Here is an 18,617-nt window from a genome sequence, read left to right on the forward strand (position 1 = left end):
TAATTTTTTTAATGAATCTGTCTCAAAAAATTATATCATTATTAATTGCAGGAAATAAGCTCATAATAAAACCTAAACTATTCCAGCACATATGTAACCCCAGGGAATACGCAAACCCAAAATGCATTCGTATATATCCATAGGATAAGGCTGATATTAATTTGGGTAAAGTAATTAACGGAAGTAATAATACGTGTTTTAAGGTTATACCATAATTTAATATATGCATCCAGGCAAAAGTGATACATAAAAAATAAAATATCCATCTAAAGTTTGCTTTCCAGAATCCTTGAAGTTTATCCTTAATCTTATTTTGGACAACTATAAAATAACTACAGAGCATAATTATAATACTAATTAAAGCTCTATGAATGATATATACCTCTGTATTACTAAAACTAGTTTTGTAAACCACTTTAGTTAAAAAATAATAACTAAGGACTCCTATGGTTAAGGATAAATACAGGGGCTTAAATTTTAATGAAAGCCTAAAAGCTATTTCTTCTAATAATGGGAGAAGAATTATGCTTAAAAAAAAGATATAATAATTAGAATACTCCTGCTGCCATCTAAGGGATGTTTTGTTTGCCGGATCATAAATTGAAGTAACAATTATACCAACTATAATAGTTAATACTGTTTTAATAATAAAGATAACCCAGGTACCTTTTATTTTTTTCAGAGCGCTTTCGGTGGTGGTTTCAATAGGCTTTGGATAGATACTATATTTAATAAACTTTTTGAACTCGTTAAAATAATACTTGGGATTGATAAGGCTTAAACTCATAAACTATTTCTTAAAGACAACTATATAATTAATCACTATTACGACCAAAACTAAGATATGTTTATGACCAACTATGATGAATTTATAATTCCGTCAGAATAAATTAGTGTATTGAATATTGATAAATAGATACAATTTGAGATAAAAAAGAAAAACGTAAAGATTTATAATAGTTCAAAAAATATTTCCTACTTATATTTGACTAAAAAAATAGTGACGCTATTATATGATTTTCTTTTCATAGCAGGAATGCTTATTTCCTGTATTTATATTTATATTTTTTATAAATCTAAAGAACGAGGACTATCAAAATCTATTTTAATAATATTTTTTGGACTATTAGTGTTTGCCTTGTTAGAATCATACTCGACAATAAATAACATCAGATTTTTACATCATATCAGTTTTTTACCAGCGCATAGTTCAAAACTGATACTGGGTCCATTATTATTGATATACATACAATCCTTATTTTTTGATGACAAAGAGGTTTTAAAAAAGAACAAGTTATATTTTATACCTTTTATTCTTTTCTTCTTATTTATTTCTGTTCCCTATTTAATAACAGGTATATCAAAGGAGTATCTCGTTGAATATGGTATGTTTTTACGTGCTAATCATATATTTACACGTGTAGTATTAGATATAATCTTTTTACTTTTTCTATTCAAGAGTTTTAAAGTTTTTTATAAGTTCAAAAGAGTTTTAAAATGTAGTTACTCGCATATCGAGCATAACAATTTTGTTTGGGTTAGGTATGTATTGATTGCACCAATCTTAGTGATTTCTCTAGATTTTTTATTTGCCTCTTACCAATTGCTTTTTGAACCACTAAACTGGAGAACTCAAAACATAGTTATGGTTGGTTTGGTGATATCAATTATGTATGCAGCTTATTACGGAATCAACCAATCCAAAGTGTTAATTCCTTATTTTTTGTTAGATAATGAAACAAAAGTTGCCTCTAATAAAACTATGAGTGATGAAAAACAACAAGTTGTCTTTTTAGAACTAGAACAAACTTTAATTACATATATGGAAAACAAAAAACCATATCTGGATGAAGAATTAACCCTAAATAAACTAGCGGCAGGTATAGGTATAACTGATAAAAAACTATCTGCATTATTGAATCAACATATAAAAACTTCATTCTATAATTTTGTTAATACTTATCGAATCGATGAGTTTAAAAAGCAAGTTGCTTCACCTATATTTAAAGAATATACCATCGAAGGAATTGCATATGAATGTGGATTCAAATCTAAAGCCAGTTTTTACAGATTATTTAAAAAAGAAACCGGTCAATCTCCGTCGGAGTTTAAAGTCAATCTTCATTAGAGCTATATAAATAAAAAAACCAGAAGTTGACTTGATAAAGTTAACTTCTGGTTCTTAATATCATAGAATATTTAAGAAGATATTACTCCTAAACTCTAAAACTAAATATTTTCAAGAAACTCTTCTAAGGCTTGCTTGTTTTTGGTGTATTGAAGTTTACCTACAACCATATGATATTTAGGTTTGTCAGATGTAAACTGATAAGCCATCTTAGCAAATTTAAGTCGTAAGCCATCCAGATTAAAAATATTTATAAATTCAATTACCTGTGCAGTACTTATATGTTTCTTTTCTAAAAGGAATTCATAAGCCATTCCAACAGGTTTACCACCATTATTCATTTCTAACTCTAAATCCTTTTTCAATGTCATAAAATCAGTAAAACTAAGTTCTTTTACACTATCTGTTTCCTCAGTAACTTCATCGCTTTCTTCTTCTTCTTCTTCTTCTTTCGGTTTGTTTTCTTCAACTGGTTCTACATAGGTAGTACTCTTGATAATAACTTTTTCCAAAGATAGTTGTTGAATCTTGCTTACACTTAAGACATCTTTCCAAACGACATTTAGTTCTTCTCCATTAGGCGTTATATTGATAGAAAACGTATATGATTTCCCAGGAAAAAGTATATCGCCTTTTTTCACAACTTCGGCTTTTCCTCCATTTACTTTAAGTTTAGTTAGGTCAATATTACCTATGCTATTTACTCCGCCATTAAACGTACATTTAATTTGAGCATATACTCGATCGGGGTAAACATTATATTCCACCACTTTTATGGTAAATGGTTTTACCACTTGTGTAGCTTTTTCAGCTAAAACAAGTTTTGGAGACTTTAATGGTATTGAAAAAGGTTTTGCATAACTAAAACCTCTAAATTTAAGTTGCAAAAGATCAGCATTTGCTTTAGCCGGAGATTTTATTCTGAATTGATTATACACAGCTTTATAATCTCCTGATTTTAAAACATACTTGCCAGAAGTAGGAAATATTTCTCCATCATTTTGTTCTAAAGCTGTTAAGCTTCTATCAATAATTAAGGTACCATTACCAATATTTTCTGCCTTATAGTTTATATAATAGCTATTGGATGATGCCCGTACTTTTTGAAATATGACACGTACATTCTTTTTATTAATTGACTTTGGGAGATTATATGCAATCTTCTGAGCCTGTATAGAATGAGATAACAGGAATAATGAAATCACAAATAGATTTCTAGATAATGAAAATAAATTTTGGGACATAATTAATAGGTTAAAAATCAAACGGCTAATATATCAATTTATTTATTTAGAAAATTGAGCTGTTATGATTGACGAATGTAATTCAAATATCCCTAAAAAGCATTGCTTAATCCCTTAGTTGTCTCTTTAGAAGCAATGAGACATTATAATCAGTACTTTATGGTTGCTTTGTATCCGTTATCAATCAATTTTAATCATTAATTATTTTATGAAACGTATATCAATCAAAAAATGGATATTAGGAACTTTATTAATATTGCTACTTATCAGTATAGGTTCTTGTATAGGAGTTAAATCACAAATTAATCAACATCTTGGAGCAAAAACAGAAATAGTTGATACTTCAATTTTTAAAAGCTCCCCATCTCCAATAGCTATTACCAATGTAAATGTACTATCAACAGATTGTGCAAAAATGAGAGATAGTTTAACAGTATTGATAAAAAATGGCAAAATTGAGTCTATTGGTAAAAACCGTATTTTCTCTAATGAATATAAAGAAATAGATGGTACAGGGCAATATCTCATTCCAGGGCTAGTAGATACACATGTACATCTGAAAAAAAGTAAGAATGACTTGTTGCTTTATTTGGCTAATGGTGTGACTACAGTTGGCGAAATGTTTGGAGATAAATCGCATCTGCAATGGCGGACAGAAGCAGAAACCGGAGCTCTAAGTCCTAATATTTATGTGGCTACTAGAAAAATTGGAAGCAGAAAAGGTTTAATGCTAAAGATACGAAGCTGGTTTGGTAGAGAAAAGAACTTTACAACAGAGGAAAAAGCACGTAAAGCTATACGTAGATTTAAAAAACAAGGATACGACGCTATTAAACTAAGTACATTTTTAAAACCAAATATTTATCAAGCTATTATTGATGAATGCAAGAAACAAAACCTTCCGGCTATAGGGCATTTAAGTTCAGAAGTTGGTTTAGAAGGTCTATATACTTCAGGTCAGTCTCAATTAGCACACGTAGAAGAAATCGTAAAAAGTACTATGAATGACTTTGGACCAGTTTATTATAATAAATCTGAGGAGTATCTTACGTATTTAAGAGAAAGGTGCGATGCAATTGCAATTAAAATTAAAGAAAATAATATAGTAGTTTCTTCTACTATTTGGCTTGTAGAAAGCTTTCCAAAACAAAAGCTTGAATTAGAAAGCTTTATTAAAATGATACCTCTGGAATACGCAAATCCCGGCTTGGTCGAAGGATCCAAAATGGCAAAAGGATGGACTCCCGGAAATAATTCTTATGAGAATTTAGAAGCAAAAAACGATCCTGAAATGCATAAAAGGTCAAAAATGTTTTGGGATACATACGTCAAAGCTCACCAAATCATGACCAAAGCTTTAATAAAACACAATGTTATCATCACGGCAGGTACAGATGCAAATGTAGCCTGCGCTATAGCAGGATTTTCATTACACGAAGAATTGATCTCACTTAATAATGCAGGTCTAAGTCCAGCTCAAGTACTTCAGTCAGCTACATTAAATGCCGGAAAATGGATGCAATATAAAATTGGAAAAATAGAACCAGGATTCGAAGCTGATTTGGTGTTATTAAAAAAGAATCCACTAGAAAATATTAATAATACCAAAACGATCCAGGCCGTAATCACTAATGGAAAACTTTTGGATAGAGAAACTTTAGATAAAATGCTTCTGTCGGTAAAAGAAGCAAATAATAGAAGTAGAAAAATAAATATAGATCAATATATAAAATAATGTATTTCATTTCTTCAAAAAAAACAGAAATAATGAATAAAATAAAACATATGTTAGTAGTGCTAAATCTTTTATGGGGATTTACAAACAATGCTCAAACCTATACAATAAAAGAACAAAAGCCTATTAAAGCTTTTATAAACGTACATGTATTAACAATGCAGGACTCCATTCCTAAAATGTCTCAAACTGTTATTATAAAAAATGATAAAATCATTAAAATAGGGGCTAGTAAAGATATTCAAATACCTGATGGTGCAAAGATAATTGATGGTCAGAATATAAAATACCTAATTCCTGGTTTAACAGATACTCACGTTCATTTAGGACATAAGGGATCAGAAGAATGGATCCGCGCTTACGTTAATAGTGGAGTAACGACTGTACTCAATCTGGGAGGTTCTAAGAAAGTTTTAAAACTTAGAGAAAATATTAAAAATAAGAAAATACTAGGCCCTGATATCTACACTGCAGGTCAGGGAGGCGTGGTGCGCGAACTAAACCGAAAAAACTTTAAAGAGGTATCCTTAACAAAAATTGAAGAACGAATCATAGAAGATAAAGAAAAAGGATACGATTTTATAAAAATTTATGGTCAAATGACAATACCACAGTTCGAACATATGATGAAAATTGCCAAAAGAGAAGGTGTACACGCAATGGGGCATATTCCTAGAAACTTGACCGCTGATGATGCTCTACGTATAGGGCAAAAATCCATGGCACATACAGAAGAGTTTATTTATACGCAATTTACAGAATTTGATGAACAAGAAGTAATAGATTTTGCTTCAAAAGCAGCAGCAAAGAATATCTGGTTAATTGCCAATATGATAGCATATGAAAAAATTGAATTAACCTGGGGAAAACCACAGGTAATGGATTCTATTTTACAAATACCAGAAACTAACCACTTACACCCTAAAATTAAAAAAATATATAAAGAAGATTGGTATGGCTCTAGAGATTTTAATAGTAGAAACTATATAGAAAAGGTATATGATTTTTATTTCCCTATAGTAAAACATTTTCATAAAGCTGGAGTAAAGATTCTTGTTGGTACGGATACTGCATTTCCAGGAGCTGCACCCGGTGAATCAGCAATAGATGAAATTAAAAATTTGACCCAAGCTGGATTAAGTTCTTATGAAGCAATAAAAGCTGCAACCGCCAATGCAGGAGAGTATATCAATCATTTTATAGATAATAATTATTTTATAGGCAAAGTTCAAGAAGACTATACAGCACATATAGTACTATTATCTACTAATCCTCTAGAAGATTTAAAAGTATTGCGTAATCCAGAGGGAGTAATGCTGAGAGGACATTGGTTTGATAAAAAGGATTTAAAAGAAATGATTCAATGGGATCAAAATTAATTTAGTATAAATATTATATAAGTCGAGTTAAAATCAGTTCTACTATAATTGTAGTAGAACTGATTTTGTTTTTTCTATAAACCTTCATTAACAGGGTTTATGATTATATTTTTTAACTTTGGTTAAATGAATAGTATTACTAATGGAGTGTGCCACTATATATTATGATAAAAAACACTATTTCCCGATGCATTTGCATCCGGATCGTTATACATTTTCATATATCATAAATGGAAGCGCTAATCTAATATGTAATAATTCTATATTTATTCTAAAACCTGGTAGTTTAGTTATTATCCCTCCATATGTTGCACATCAAACACTGGTTGAACATTTTTTTCATTATAAGGTGATTAGAGTACCTAAACTTCATGCTTTTGTGAATCTAAATGCTACTCAATTAGGTTTAACAATAATTAAAAACAATCATGCTTATAAGAATCAATTCAATAAATGGTTTGATAAGATCAAAGCTAATAACAATGAAGAGATTATTATACCAGAAGTATTTGAACATTTTTTGATGAGTCATGATGCTGATTTGACCAAACCGAAGATTCTTTTAAAAAAAGCACTTATACATTTAGAAAGTAATTATTATAGACCAATACCTGTAGAAGAATTATCAGATTTGATACATTTAAGTGAAAGTCATTTTCAACGCCTTTTTAAGGCTAATATTGGGATTTCAGCGAGTCGTTATCTCCAAAACCTTAGAATTGAAAAAGCCAAGGAATATATTAAAACCAGAAATTGTTTTACAGATATAGCCTATGATACCGGTTTTTTTGATCAAAGTCATTTCAATAAATATTTTAAAATTAATGTGGGGATGATTCCAAAGCGATATGCAGATTTGGTTAAAAATGATTGAATTATACAATTTTGAGGTTTAAAATTACCAGAACTTGCATTCAAAAGTTATGTTATGCAAGATTTTAATTCTGAAGAAATAAAAGAAGCTCAGGAATCATTAATACGTTATTGTGGAGAGTTTAGTCCATTTATAGCAGAAAAGGCTTTTGGAAGCTATATTTATGATAAAAAAGGTAAGGCGATCCTAGATTTTACTTCTGGACAGATGTGTTCTGTATTTGGGCATAATCATCCTAAATTTGTCGATATATTGAAAAAATCAGGCAATGAAGCTATTCATTTACTAAGTTCTATTTTATCTCCGCCAGTGATTAATCTATCAAAAAAGTTAACAGGAGAACTACCTGATAGTTTGTCCAAATGTATATTTCTAAATACAGGATCAGAGTCTAACGAGGTAGCTATAAGAATGGCAAAACTGGTTACAGGAGGTTTTGAAATAATAGGATTTTCTGGATCATGGCATGGGATGACTGCTGGAGCACAGTCATATACTTATTCTAAAACAAGAAAAGGATATGGTCCGGCTATGTCTGGAAGTTTAATGATTCCCGCACCATATGAATATCGTTGTCCAATAGCGCATTGCAAAGGTAGTTGTGATAATACTTGTCTAGAAGTAGGAATGCAAATGGCAGATCAACAATCAGTAGGAGAATATGCTGCATTAATTGCAGAACCCATGTTAAGCGCAGCGGGTATGATTGGGTTAAAACCTGATTATGTTAAAAGGTTGAAAGAGCTTTGTGACGAAAGAGGTCTGTTATTGATATTTGATGAAGCTCAAACAGCTTTAGGTCGTTTGGGAAAAACATTTGCATTTGAGCAATATGAAGTTACTCCAGATTTCTTAACACTTTCAAAAACACTAGGAGGAGGGTTACCTCTCGCGGCCATGGTTACTACAAAAGAAATAGAAGAAGAATGTCATAAAAGAGGGTTTATCTATGTAACTTCTCATGTATCCGATCCTTTTTGTGCTGCCTTTGGTATCGCTGCTTTTGAAATACTTTATGAACAAAAATTAGCTGATAATGCCATAAAAAATGGTGCTTATTTAAAAGAGCAATTGACAAACTTACAAGAAACATATGAGTGTATCGGTGATGTTAGAGGTAATGGTCTTTTACTTGGTGTAGAAATTGTAAAAGATAGAACATCAAAAATACCAAATGATATGCTAGGTCAAGAAATATGTGATAAATGCCTTGAGTTAGGACTGAATATGAATATTGTTAGAATGAAAGGCTATGGAAGCGTTTTTAGAATTGCTCCTCCATTGACTATTAGCAAAGAAGAAATAGATATAGGTATTGCTATATTAGATGAAGCAATAAAAAAATGTATTTAAACTTTATATAATTACGTTTAATCCTTTCAATAACAATAATTTATGAATTATCTAAAGAACAGGGGACATCTTTGCTCCATTCACATAATTGATCGAGAATAGGGATTAGTTTTTCTCCTTTAGGAGTTAATGAATATTCTACTCTGGGCGGTAACTCAGAATATGATTTCCTGGAAACAATCCCTATGGATACCATTTCTTTAAGCTGCTCAGCAAGTACTTTTCTACTTATTTTTTCTATTCTGACATCTATTTCACCAAATCGAAATGTTCTGTCATTTAACATATATAGAATAATAAAAGTCCATTTGTTTCCTAAGATGTTCATTGTATGAGTCATAGGACAACTATTTGGATTTTCTATATAACCTCTTCCCATAATTAGTTACGTTAAGGTTACTACTATTATAACCATTAGTATACAAAAGTAACAAATGATAGTTACTTTTGTATACTAATGATAAAAAAAATGAATATGAAAGCATTCGAATCTTCTTTTTTAGGAAATATTGAATTAAATAATAAAATAGTAATGGCGCCTTTAACACGTTGTAGAGCGCTTAATAATATACCTAATGATCTTATGAAAACGTATTATGGTCAACGTGCAACAGCAGGTTTAATAATATCAGAAGGAACTTCACCATCTCCGGATGGTTTGGGATATGCTAGAATGCCTGGAGCGTATACAGATGAACAAATAAATGGTTGGAGATCGATTGCTGAAGGTATTCATGAAAAAGGAGGGAAGTTTTACATACAATTAATGCACGCCGGTAGAGTAGCATCTTCATTAAATCTACCTGAAGGGGCAAGAATTATTTCACCTTCGGGCGTACATCTTGATTCTGGTCAGATGTATACAGATTCAAAAGGATTTCAGCCTCATGATATCCCAGAAGTAATGACTGGAGATGATATTGTTAGAACAAAACAAGAATTTGTAACATCTGCAAAGAAATTAATAGAAGCGGGTATAAATGGAGTTGAACTCCATGCTGCTAATGGTTACTTATTAGAACAATTTATAAACCCCAAAACAAATCAAAGAACAGATGAGTATGGAGGGGATTATAAAAATAGAGCCCGATTTATTATAGAACTTGCTCAAGAGCTGGTAAATACTATTGGAGGGGATAAAATAGGGATTCGTTTTTCACCGTATGGTGTTTTTAATGATATGCAAGGAGAATATGATGATCTTGTAGATATCTATACATATTTGGCGCAAGAGTTAGGAGCACTGGGATTAGCATATATTCATATTGTTGATCAAACAGTAGCTATGAACGCTCCACAATTTGCAACGGATATTAAGCGTACTATTAAAAATACATTTAAAGGAAATGTTATTGTGGGCGGAAACGTACATACCTTATCTCAAGTAGAAAATCATTTAGAAGAAGGATATGATCTTGTATATATTGGAAGACCATTTATATCTAATCCTAATCTAATAGAAAAATTAAAAAACAACGAGACATTATTAGAACCTGATTATGATACTTTTTATACAGCAGACGCTGTAGGTTATACTGATTATGCATAAAGTATTGAAAACAAATTAGATATTTAAAAAGCGATCCTTCTTCAGATCGCTTTTTTTATGAGATAAGATTATAATTGAAATACATAAATGTATTGACAAGTTGTCAAACTATTTTCTATATAATTAAATTATCAATTTTTATATTTGTTATGTTAATTAATAACATAACAAATAACATGGAATCTTTCTTGGATCAATCTGCGGGATATTTAATTAATATGACAGCACTTTTATTAAAAAGGGAATTAAATACAGTTATAAAAAACAATAATATCGATGTAACTACAGAGCAATGGGCAATTTTAAATAGATTAAATGAAAAATCAGGACTTACGCAAAAGGAAGTAGCTAAGCTTACTTTTAAAGATAATGCCAATATTACTAGAATTGTGGATAAGCTTGTAGCAAAAGGATTGGTAGAAAGACAAAGTGCTCCCGATGACCGCAGAACCTGGAGAATTTTCATTACTAAAAATGGTCGGACTGTGCGGGATAATATAGAGCCATTGGCAAAAGAAGTATTAAAAAAAGCGACTAAAGGACTTAGCAAAAAGGATGTAGAGGCATTTAATAATACAGCTAACATAATTATGAATAATATGATTGATTAATTTTTTTTACATATATTTGTCATAACAAATATTGTTGTGACATATCGACAAATATTAATTAAATATTCAAATATGAAAAATGTCCAGAATGACTTAACTCAAAAATATAGTAAAGGAACTATTGTAATACACTGGTTAACTGCAATATTGATTTTATCCTTATTTCCTTTAGGAAAATATATGGAAGGGCTTTCAGTATCTGAAAAAATGGGACTGATAAAGATTCATGCTCTTTTAGGAATCATTGTTTTTTTGTTGACGTTAATACGAAGTTATTTGTTTTTTAAATCGCAACGTCCTAAAGATTTAAAAACAGGCTCAAAATTTAATGACCAACTTGCTATCTGGATTCATAACGCTTTTTACTTTTTGTTGATCGCTATTTCTATTACTGGATTAGCCACCTTATTTATTGGAGGATATATCGATGCTATAAAATCCGGAACGGCAAGTTCTATTCTTCCAAAAGAAAACATACAACCTCTTGTAGCACACGGATGGTTAGCAATGATTATGATGATATTGTTGATATTACATGTTTTAGGAGTAATAAAACACTATCTGTTTACAAAAGAAAATACGCTAAAAAGAATATCATAAAAAATAGATCATGAATATTATAAATAAGATAATTCAACAATTAACAATAGCTTTGAATGGTGCTTTTATAGGAGCTATGATCTTAATAGCTTTAGTATTAGTTCCTTTTTGGAGAACTTCAGAATCGCAAGTTTTTTTAGATTGGTTTACTACCTATTCAGGAAGCATAGATAGTTTAATGTTTCCTTTAGGGCCAGGAGTCATGGTTTTAGCAATCTTAGCATTTTTTCTAAGCAAGGAAAATAGGGTGTTATGGGTATTTACTATAATTCTAATTTTTGCAAATATTTTATACTACCTAATTTATTTTTTACCAACAAATACTTCTTTTAAAGAACAAACAATAGCTATAAACGAAGTAAGCGGAGAACTCACCATATGGTTAAGATATCATTGGCAAAGAATATTTTTTGCACTTGGAGCATTGATAACTTCTATTATGGCTGTGTTTAGGAAATAGTTTTAGATTTCTCAATTTCAGGTAGTTTAAGAAAAACATTGGTAGAAGATAAAAAGTCTTAATCATTTGATTTTGTTGACCCGAAAATGGTTGGAATCTCATTTTTCATTCCATTATTTTGTACCAGTACAACTCGGTTCAATTTTGACAATATCTCATCTATAAATAACACGTGTTCCTCGATTTCATTAGTTCTTCTTGCTAAGCCCAAAAACACGAGATCCACATATTTACTCTTTGCTAATAATATATCTAAAGCATTCTCTTGTGGTTGAGCTAAAATTACAATGACTTTGACATCAATTCGAGCTTCTCGAATTGATAACCTAATATGATCCTCTAAAATTTGCTTCTCATCTTCAGAATGAGTAACAGAAAAAATACGAATTGAAGACTTTTTCCATTTATTATTTAATTGAATTAAATAGGCGAGTAGAACCATAAGATCACCGTTATTTTCTTGCCCACGCCACCATATATCGATTCTTTTTTTAATTTTCTTAGGAAAAGGTTTTTTAATTTGTGCGATTAAAATATTCTTACCTGACCTGGTCAACTTAGTAATGATTTCTAATTCTTTTATTTTACCACTTTTAGTAGAAGACCAACCAAAAACCACAGTATTTGTTTTGATCCCGGCAATTCCGTGTCCTGCTGCTACCTGATTCATACCATATTTAAGATCTGTTACTACGTGAACTTCGGTAAGTGCTTGGAGACCAAAAGAATTCAAATCCTTTTGCATTTCACGTGCAATTTCATTTCGTAAAGGAAGTTCATCTTTATCTTCGGGAGTAATCAGTTTAGAAATTGTTAGAAGTCCACTGTTTTGTCCAAGCATTTCAGTAAATCTAACTAATTCGATATGTTCTTTTAAATCATGAATGAATAATATAATTATCGGTCTCCAATTTCGCGGATGCATTTTTTTTGCATTCAATCTAAGTAAGGCATATCGTCCTAAATGCATCCAAATTCCAGTTGAAGCATCACCCCATTGTTGTTCGAGTTTTTTACTCATTAGATACATAAAAATGAGTAGTTCCAATCCTAGGGCAAATGCAAATGCCAATGGATTGATTAACCACATTACTATCATAGCTGCAATAGCACCAAGTATAGAGATATACCAAGGGACATTTATGGTAGGTCGGTAAGAAGGTTCTTTGATCAACTGTTCGATGGCAGCACTCATATTTACAGCAACGTATAAAGTAAGAAACAAAACTGAAACATATTGAGCGATCGTATTAAGTCCTCCTAAAAAAACAGCGCTCACGGCGATAGCCCCACTAATCCAAGTTGCAATAGTTGGTTGTCCAGATCTGGAAAGTTTGCTCAGGAATTTTGGAGCCAAACCATCCATAGATAAAGCTTGTAGAATTCGTGGTCCTCCTAGTATACTACCAAACGCAGAGGATAAAACCGCTCCCCAAACTGCCGGGTATACAATCCAAGGGCCAAAAATTGCCAAACGTGTCCATATGGTAACACCAGCTTCAGAATCAGTCATTTGTTCAATAGTTAGTGCTCCTGTTATAGCCAGTAAAAGAGGAATAATAAGGTAGATAATCGCACCAGAAATAACAGCACCCAAGGTTCCTCGCGGAATTGATTTCTGAGGATTCTTTAGGTCTCCACTCATGCCAATTCCCGCAGTAAACCCAGTAACTGCCGGAAAAAAAACAGCAAAGATGTACCAAAACCCTTCAGGAGCTGTTCGGTATGTAGCTTCAGTAATGGGAGATTGCAGATCTTTGCTCAACACCCCAATAATCAACGCTATAATTGAAATTCCTACTATAATCATAATAGGGATTTGAGAACGTAATACAAGCTTCGCACTCTTCCCAGAAAGAACCGTAATCAGTACAATAAAACCGATCGTCATTAATTGCAATACATACGAAGGAAGCGCTATTCCAGTAATAGGCCACAATGCTAAAATTGCTTCTGAAAGGCCATAGCAATAAAAAGTAACACTTAATGTTCTACATAAATAAAGAGGGATTCCAATAGCTCCTCCAGGTTCTAATCCGAGGCTTCGTGATATCATAAAATATTCACCACCTACGCCTACTTTAATATTAGTAGCAATAGCAGATGCACTCAATCCTGTAATAAAAGTAATAGAACTAGCTATTAAAACAACAATAATGGTTTTAATTAAACCTAAGTTACCCAAAACCCAACCAAACCGCAGGTACATAATCAGCCCCAATATCGTAAGAATACTTGGCAGGTAGACACCCAAAAAAGTTCCAAACTTATGGGCAGACTGAGATGATTTTGATTTTCCAGTCATTAGATCCTAGCTGTGTTAAATATTAATAGACAAAAATTGACTCTGTATTAAAGATAGAAGAAAAAAGACAGATTTTTACTTATAAATCTCTAAAATAAAGCATTTTAAGGCGGATTATTCTTTGTGTTTTACTTTTTGATCATATACTTAATTAACTGTATGAAGAAAAATTTAAATATCTGATTACTTTATGTATATAATGTATTAGTAAAACCAAAGATTTTCTACAGCTACTACTAATAGATTGTTTTAACTTTGCGTTTTTGATTTATATAAAATGAAGAAAGAATTTCTTAATTATTTTTTTATACTTATTGGTTGTGCTTCAATGGCATTTGGCGTTGTAGGCTTTTTAAGTCCTAATAGTATTGCTATGGGAGGTACAGGTGGTTTAGCCATTATTTTTAATAGTATTTTTAAAATCTCTATAGGTATATTATTCGCTACAATAAACATTCCGTTGTTATTGGTAAGTATTAAATATTTAGGAAAATATTTTGCAATAAAAAGTACTATCGCCATATTAATAACCAGTTTGTTTATCGATGTACTTTCTCAATTTGTGGATTTGCAACCTTTAAGTAATGAACCTTTATTAGCAACATTATATGGAGGAGTAGCTGTTGGAGTGGGGATTGGTTTTATATTTAAAGGAGGCGGTTCTGCTGGAGGAGGAACAATTATAGCACGAATCATAACTTCTAAAACTTCTTTAAAAACGGGAACAGTAATTCTTATTTTGGACGCTATTGTTATAGTAGCTACAGGAATTGTTTTTAGGGATGTTGAGCTTGCATTGTGGAGTATGATAAGTATTTTTACTACAACAAAATTAGTTGATATCGTTTTAACAGGACGTCCTAATGAACGCATTGTTCATATTTCCTCATCTAATAATTTAGAAAAAATTGGTTTATTAATCAATGAGAAAATTGGTGTAAACGGAACATTAGTAAGAGGTAATAATTTAAGCCTTACTGAAGAAAAACACGTAATTTTTGTTACCGTACCGGTAAATAGACTTAATTTATTAAAACAAATAATTTATTCTGAAGACACTACTGCAAAAATGATTGTAATAGATGCTTCTCAAATGTTGGGAACCAAGTTTTTGAATTAATAATAATTGCAAAAGAAGCGGCTCTTCAATAATTGAATTAAATATAAAAAGGGTCTACTAATAGTTTTAGTAGGCCCTTTTTATTCTAAAATATTACTCTTTTTATTTCATTTTAACTCCGCTAAAAATTTCAGTTTCACTTGTTAATCCAAGTTTATCACGTACTACCTGACCTGCTTGAAGACCTGCAACAATAGCACCTTCATAATAACCAACATTAACTCCAAAATTAATCCAATCTCCGGTAATGATAAGGTTATCAAAACCAGATTCATTTGCTTTTAAGCGATATTTGTTTGAACCAGGAAGTGATAATGTATATCTATCGGTTGGATTTACATTAGCTCTAAAGAATTGAGTTTTTAGTCGACCATAATCGGTTTTAGCAGTTTCTGAAAAATCATGGATCACATCCAATCTCATTCCTTCAGGATACTCTAATGTAGTAGCATTCTTAAAAAACCAGCCCATTTTATCTCTCAGCCATTGTTCAGAAACACGCATGATACGCTCTAATTGTTCATGCGGATAATTATGATCCGAGAAAGGTGGAATAACTTCAGGATCTAAAAAGGATCCAGTATAATAGATCAACACACCTGGTTCCTCATTATTCCAATCTTCATATGGCAAGACTTGTGACATATCTATAAATGAATACTGAGGATCAGCATATGTTACCAAGTTAGGTAAAGACCCTTCTGGAAAGCCCCAATCTGGTAAATTCATTCCTAACTCCTTTAATGTAGGTTTAATCCACAATTGCATAGACATAGTGGGAATACTCTTCACATGATTATACATATTGCTCCATGCCTCATTGTTATCGATAATCTCCTTGCAAATACCTTCATCGCCACCTAAAACATCTATAGGTATTCCTAATATCACATAGTCAAAATCTTTACTTTTTTCTAGGGAAACCTGGCCCACATTTTTCCATCCACACCATGATTCTTCAATGTCATAGTTACCCTCCTTAAGTGCTTTGGCTTGTTGATCTTCTATTTGATCATAAAGCGGTTCCCCTGGCCATACATCAAGACCTTTAAGTTTATAAGTAGGGTCGTAGGTGCCATTTTTTAATGTAACCTGTTCAGCCATAGATACCTTTTCTATTTCTCCTGAACCTGAATAATGTACTTGCTCAACTTTATGGAAAAATTTAAATTTCACCCCTCTGTTCTTAAGTACTAGGTAAATAGGAGTAATCATTGTATCTGCAGTTCCTGCTTTGAATTTCCATACAAAAGATCCTTTATAACCTGCAGAATTTGTTAGAAAATGAAGCCCAACTCCAGCTGCTAAACTACCTTGTTGATCAGCTCCTGTTAAATTATGAAATGTTCCGGTGTATAGAAATCTAACCATGGCAGAACTCAATAATCGTTCACTAGCTCCATGTTTTTTGAGCCATGCTCGATAATCCAAATCATTGATACGTTCATAATCTAATTCATGAGTTTCTGGATCATAAACATCTTCAAATGTTCCTTTCATATTGACTAGCCCGAATTCTACAAAAACGGCTAACCAATAGAAATACTCATTGTGATCAGCTATAGAATCAATAAGCTTAGCCACCCATTTAGAAAGTACATCCAGTAACTCTTTGATAATAGAATGATGATTCTTTCGATGTGTATCATCTTTATCTTTACTATTATCCAAATCTTTGACTAATCCAGATAGGTAATTCAACAATTTTTCACCTTCGTGTTTAAAAATTTTGTCTTTTACAAACCCTTCTAATTCTGATTTAAAACTTTCCCAAAGTGGATGGTGCTCCGGTGCCTTAATTTCTTTGGCTGATTCTGAAGCCATATTAACCAGATTGTCCTTATTTGGGTCTGTACCAAACAGAATTTCAGCAACTAACCCTAAAGCTTTTTGAATAATAGCAGAAAATGGTAAGGGTCCTCCTTGACCAGGGATATATTCGTTAGATGGAAAAATAATATTCTTTTTAATCCATTGATTTGTTTTAGGATCAAAATGAGTGAGTAGTGTAGTATCCTCACGATCAAAACCATCTTCCCAAGACTTAAAAGGGCTATCTGGCATCAGATTATGTTTTTCACATTCTTTATAGGAATCCTGGATCAAACGAAAAGCATTTTCATACCATCCTTGTGCGATATGAATACCATGCTCTTGAATCCTTTCTTTTGGACCTCTACCAGTAGCAGTTTTTCCTCCTAATCTCCAACCCATTTGATAAATGGTAATATCATAATGATCCTGCCAGTTTTCATATGAGGTAAGTTCATAAACAGAGGCAAGCGATGACATACCACTACCCAAGACAGCTATTTTCTTTTTATTTTCTTCTTTGTTTTGCATTGATTTGTTAATTTTTATGGAGTATGGATTATTTTAGTTGTTAATTCTTCACTGAAATGTGTCGAGCTCAATTCACTTTGATTAATCGGATAAACTGGTTTATTATTCTTAATAAATTTCATTAGTATCGGAGACTTGTTCCACTTAGCAGCTTCAGTATATAATTTGTCCAAATGAGGTAGAATGAATAGCTTATCAAAAACATCTTCAATCAAACCGATCAAATTATGAGCATGATGAGTAACGTACTTGATGTCCTCTTTTGATAATGGATAGTGGCTTGGATAAAAAGCTTCTATATCTGTGATTATTGAAACAGCAGATCCTCGAGGGTTTGCAAATATTTTACCCAAAATTCCAAAACTTACACCTTCAACCATCGACTGAGCATAAAGTAAACGGTAGAGTACAATATTGATAAAATATTGTTCATAGATATTCTCTTTAAAAGCTAGTGAATCAGCCACCTGATATCCAGAAATAATACTAGAATTATGAGCACGATACCATGAACATTCATTTGGTGTATTAATATAGTTAAGCCAAAAATTAACCGGAACAGGTAAATCCTGAAATGTCTCACCAGATTCTTTGATCAATTGGGCAAGTGTGGCTACATAGAGAAAATGACTATTAACTTCTCTCCACCAGGGACTACCTGGATGTTTTGCATCCATAGGGTTAAGTGTCCCTCTTTTTATTTCCCAGTCTATAAATGCTAATTCAGAATTCCCTAACCCTTCGCTTCCTTTAATTATAGGCTCTCCATATTTTTGATAGAATTCGTAACGTAATTGATATCGACCTTGTGGATTATTAGAAACACTAAGTACAATTTCTTCAGCTTTACTCTGAAGTGTTTTAAGTTGGTTCATAACAGTTGTATAATTTTTTAATATATACCTGCTAAATTTAC

Annotated in this window: 16 protein-coding genes; 10 read left to right on the forward strand and 6 right to left on the reverse strand. The window is 31.7% G+C overall.

Going from position 1 to position 18,617, the window contains the following annotated elements; genetic code table 11:
• Positions 1–22: 22 nt before the first annotated feature.
• Entirely contained in the window at positions 23–787 is a 765-nt protein-coding gene (locus tag U0D62_RS10160) for a CPBP family glutamic-type intramembrane protease (protein WP_322287167.1), read from the reverse strand.
• Between the two features lie 780 nt (positions 788–1,567).
• Here U0D62_RS10160 and U0D62_RS10165 point away from each other — a divergent pair.
• Positions 1,568–2,128 (forward strand): helix-turn-helix domain-containing protein, encoded by a 561-nt coding sequence (locus U0D62_RS10165; protein ID WP_322287168.1) that lies wholly within the window; start codon positions 1,568–1,570, stop codon positions 2,126–2,128.
• 101 nt (positions 2,129–2,229) lie between these two features.
• On the opposite strand, the gene U0D62_RS10170 is transcribed toward U0D62_RS10165, so the two are convergent.
• Positions 2,230–3,372: a DUF4476 domain-containing protein gene (locus U0D62_RS10170; RefSeq protein WP_322287169.1), complete on the reverse strand. Its 1,143-nt coding sequence runs from the start codon at positions 3,370–3,372 to the stop codon at positions 2,230–2,232.
• Between the two features lie 208 nt (positions 3,373–3,580).
• Between U0D62_RS10170 and U0D62_RS10175 the strand changes: the two genes are divergently transcribed.
• The 4 genes from U0D62_RS10175 to U0D62_RS10190 all read left to right on the forward strand — a co-directional run bounded on the left by U0D62_RS10175 (position 3,581) and on the right by U0D62_RS10190 (position 8,713).
• Positions 3,581–5,107 (forward strand): amidohydrolase family protein, encoded by a 1,527-nt coding sequence (locus U0D62_RS10175; RefSeq protein WP_322287170.1) that lies wholly within the window; start codon positions 3,581–3,583, stop codon positions 5,105–5,107.
• Between the two features lie 32 nt (positions 5,108–5,139).
• Positions 5,140–6,486: an amidohydrolase family protein gene (locus U0D62_RS10180; protein ID WP_322287171.1), complete on the forward strand. Its 1,347-nt coding sequence runs from the start codon at positions 5,140–5,142 to the stop codon at positions 6,484–6,486.
• Positions 6,487–6,628: 142 nt separating this feature from the next.
• Complete coding sequence (locus U0D62_RS10185; RefSeq protein ID WP_322287172.1) at positions 6,629–7,360, forward strand: helix-turn-helix transcriptional regulator; 732 nt, start codon at positions 6,629–6,631, stop codon at positions 7,358–7,360.
• Between the two features lie 54 nt (positions 7,361–7,414).
• Positions 7,415–8,713: an aspartate aminotransferase family protein gene (locus tag U0D62_RS10190; protein ID WP_322287173.1), complete on the forward strand. Its 1,299-nt coding sequence runs from the start codon at positions 7,415–7,417 to the stop codon at positions 8,711–8,713.
• 40 nt (positions 8,714–8,753) lie between these two features.
• Here U0D62_RS10190 and U0D62_RS10195 read toward each other — a convergent pair whose 3' ends face one another.
• Positions 8,754–9,092, reverse strand: coding sequence for a winged helix-turn-helix transcriptional regulator (locus tag U0D62_RS10195; protein WP_322287174.1), 339 nt, complete (start codon positions 9,090–9,092; stop codon positions 8,754–8,756).
• 96 nt (positions 9,093–9,188) lie between these two features.
• On the opposite strand from U0D62_RS10195, the gene U0D62_RS10200 reads away from it, so the two are divergent.
• The 4 genes from U0D62_RS10200 (at position 9,189) to U0D62_RS10215 (ending at position 11,933) form a co-directional block, all read left to right on the forward strand.
• Positions 9,189–10,262: an alkene reductase gene (locus tag U0D62_RS10200; protein WP_322287175.1), complete on the forward strand. Its 1,074-nt coding sequence runs from the start codon at positions 9,189–9,191 to the stop codon at positions 10,260–10,262.
• Between the two features lie 176 nt (positions 10,263–10,438).
• Positions 10,439–10,873 carry a MarR family winged helix-turn-helix transcriptional regulator gene (locus U0D62_RS10205; RefSeq protein ID WP_322287176.1) on the forward strand — a complete coding sequence of 145 codons (435 nt, stop codon included), beginning with the start codon at positions 10,439–10,441 and terminating at the stop codon, positions 10,871–10,873.
• Between the two features lie 72 nt (positions 10,874–10,945).
• Positions 10,946–11,473, forward strand: coding sequence for a cytochrome b (locus U0D62_RS10210; protein ID WP_322287177.1), 528 nt, complete (start codon positions 10,946–10,948; stop codon positions 11,471–11,473).
• 10 nt (positions 11,474–11,483) lie between these two features.
• Positions 11,484–11,933 carry an LTA synthase family protein gene (locus U0D62_RS10215; protein WP_322287178.1) on the forward strand — a complete coding sequence of 150 codons (450 nt, stop codon included), beginning with the start codon at positions 11,484–11,486 and terminating at the stop codon, positions 11,931–11,933.
• A gap of 58 nt (positions 11,934–11,991) precedes the next feature.
• Here U0D62_RS10215 and U0D62_RS10220 read toward each other — a convergent pair whose 3' ends face one another.
• The gene (locus tag U0D62_RS10220; RefSeq protein WP_322287179.1) at positions 11,992–14,238 is read right to left on the reverse strand and encodes an APC family permease; all 2,247 of its coding nucleotides are present in this window, start codon (positions 14,236–14,238) and stop codon (positions 11,992–11,994) included.
• A 277-nt stretch (positions 14,239–14,515) separates the two neighbouring features.
• Here U0D62_RS10220 and U0D62_RS10225 point away from each other — a divergent pair, with 277 nt between their 5' ends.
• Positions 14,516–15,358: a YitT family protein gene (locus U0D62_RS10225; protein ID WP_322287180.1), complete on the forward strand. Its 843-nt coding sequence runs from the start codon at positions 14,516–14,518 to the stop codon at positions 15,356–15,358.
• A 102-nt stretch (positions 15,359–15,460) separates the two neighbouring features.
• Here the strand turns inward: U0D62_RS10225 and U0D62_RS10230 are convergent, their stop codons facing one another.
• Together U0D62_RS10230 and U0D62_RS10235 are read right to left on the reverse strand one after the other, a co-directional pair.
• Positions 15,461–17,701 carry an NAD(P)-binding protein gene (locus tag U0D62_RS10230; RefSeq protein WP_322287181.1) on the reverse strand — a complete coding sequence of 747 codons (2,241 nt, stop codon included), beginning with the start codon at positions 17,699–17,701 and terminating at the stop codon, positions 15,461–15,463.
• A 14-nt stretch (positions 17,702–17,715) separates the two neighbouring features.
• Positions 17,716–18,576, reverse strand: coding sequence for a hypothetical protein (locus U0D62_RS10235; protein ID WP_322287182.1), 861 nt, complete (start codon positions 18,574–18,576; stop codon positions 17,716–17,718).
• Positions 18,577–18,617 lie beyond the last annotated feature (41 nt).

It is taken from the genome of Aquimarina callyspongiae (genome assembly GCF_034322225.1).
In the GTDB taxonomy this organism is placed as follows: domain Bacteria; phylum Bacteroidota; class Bacteroidia; order Flavobacteriales; family Flavobacteriaceae; genus Aquimarina.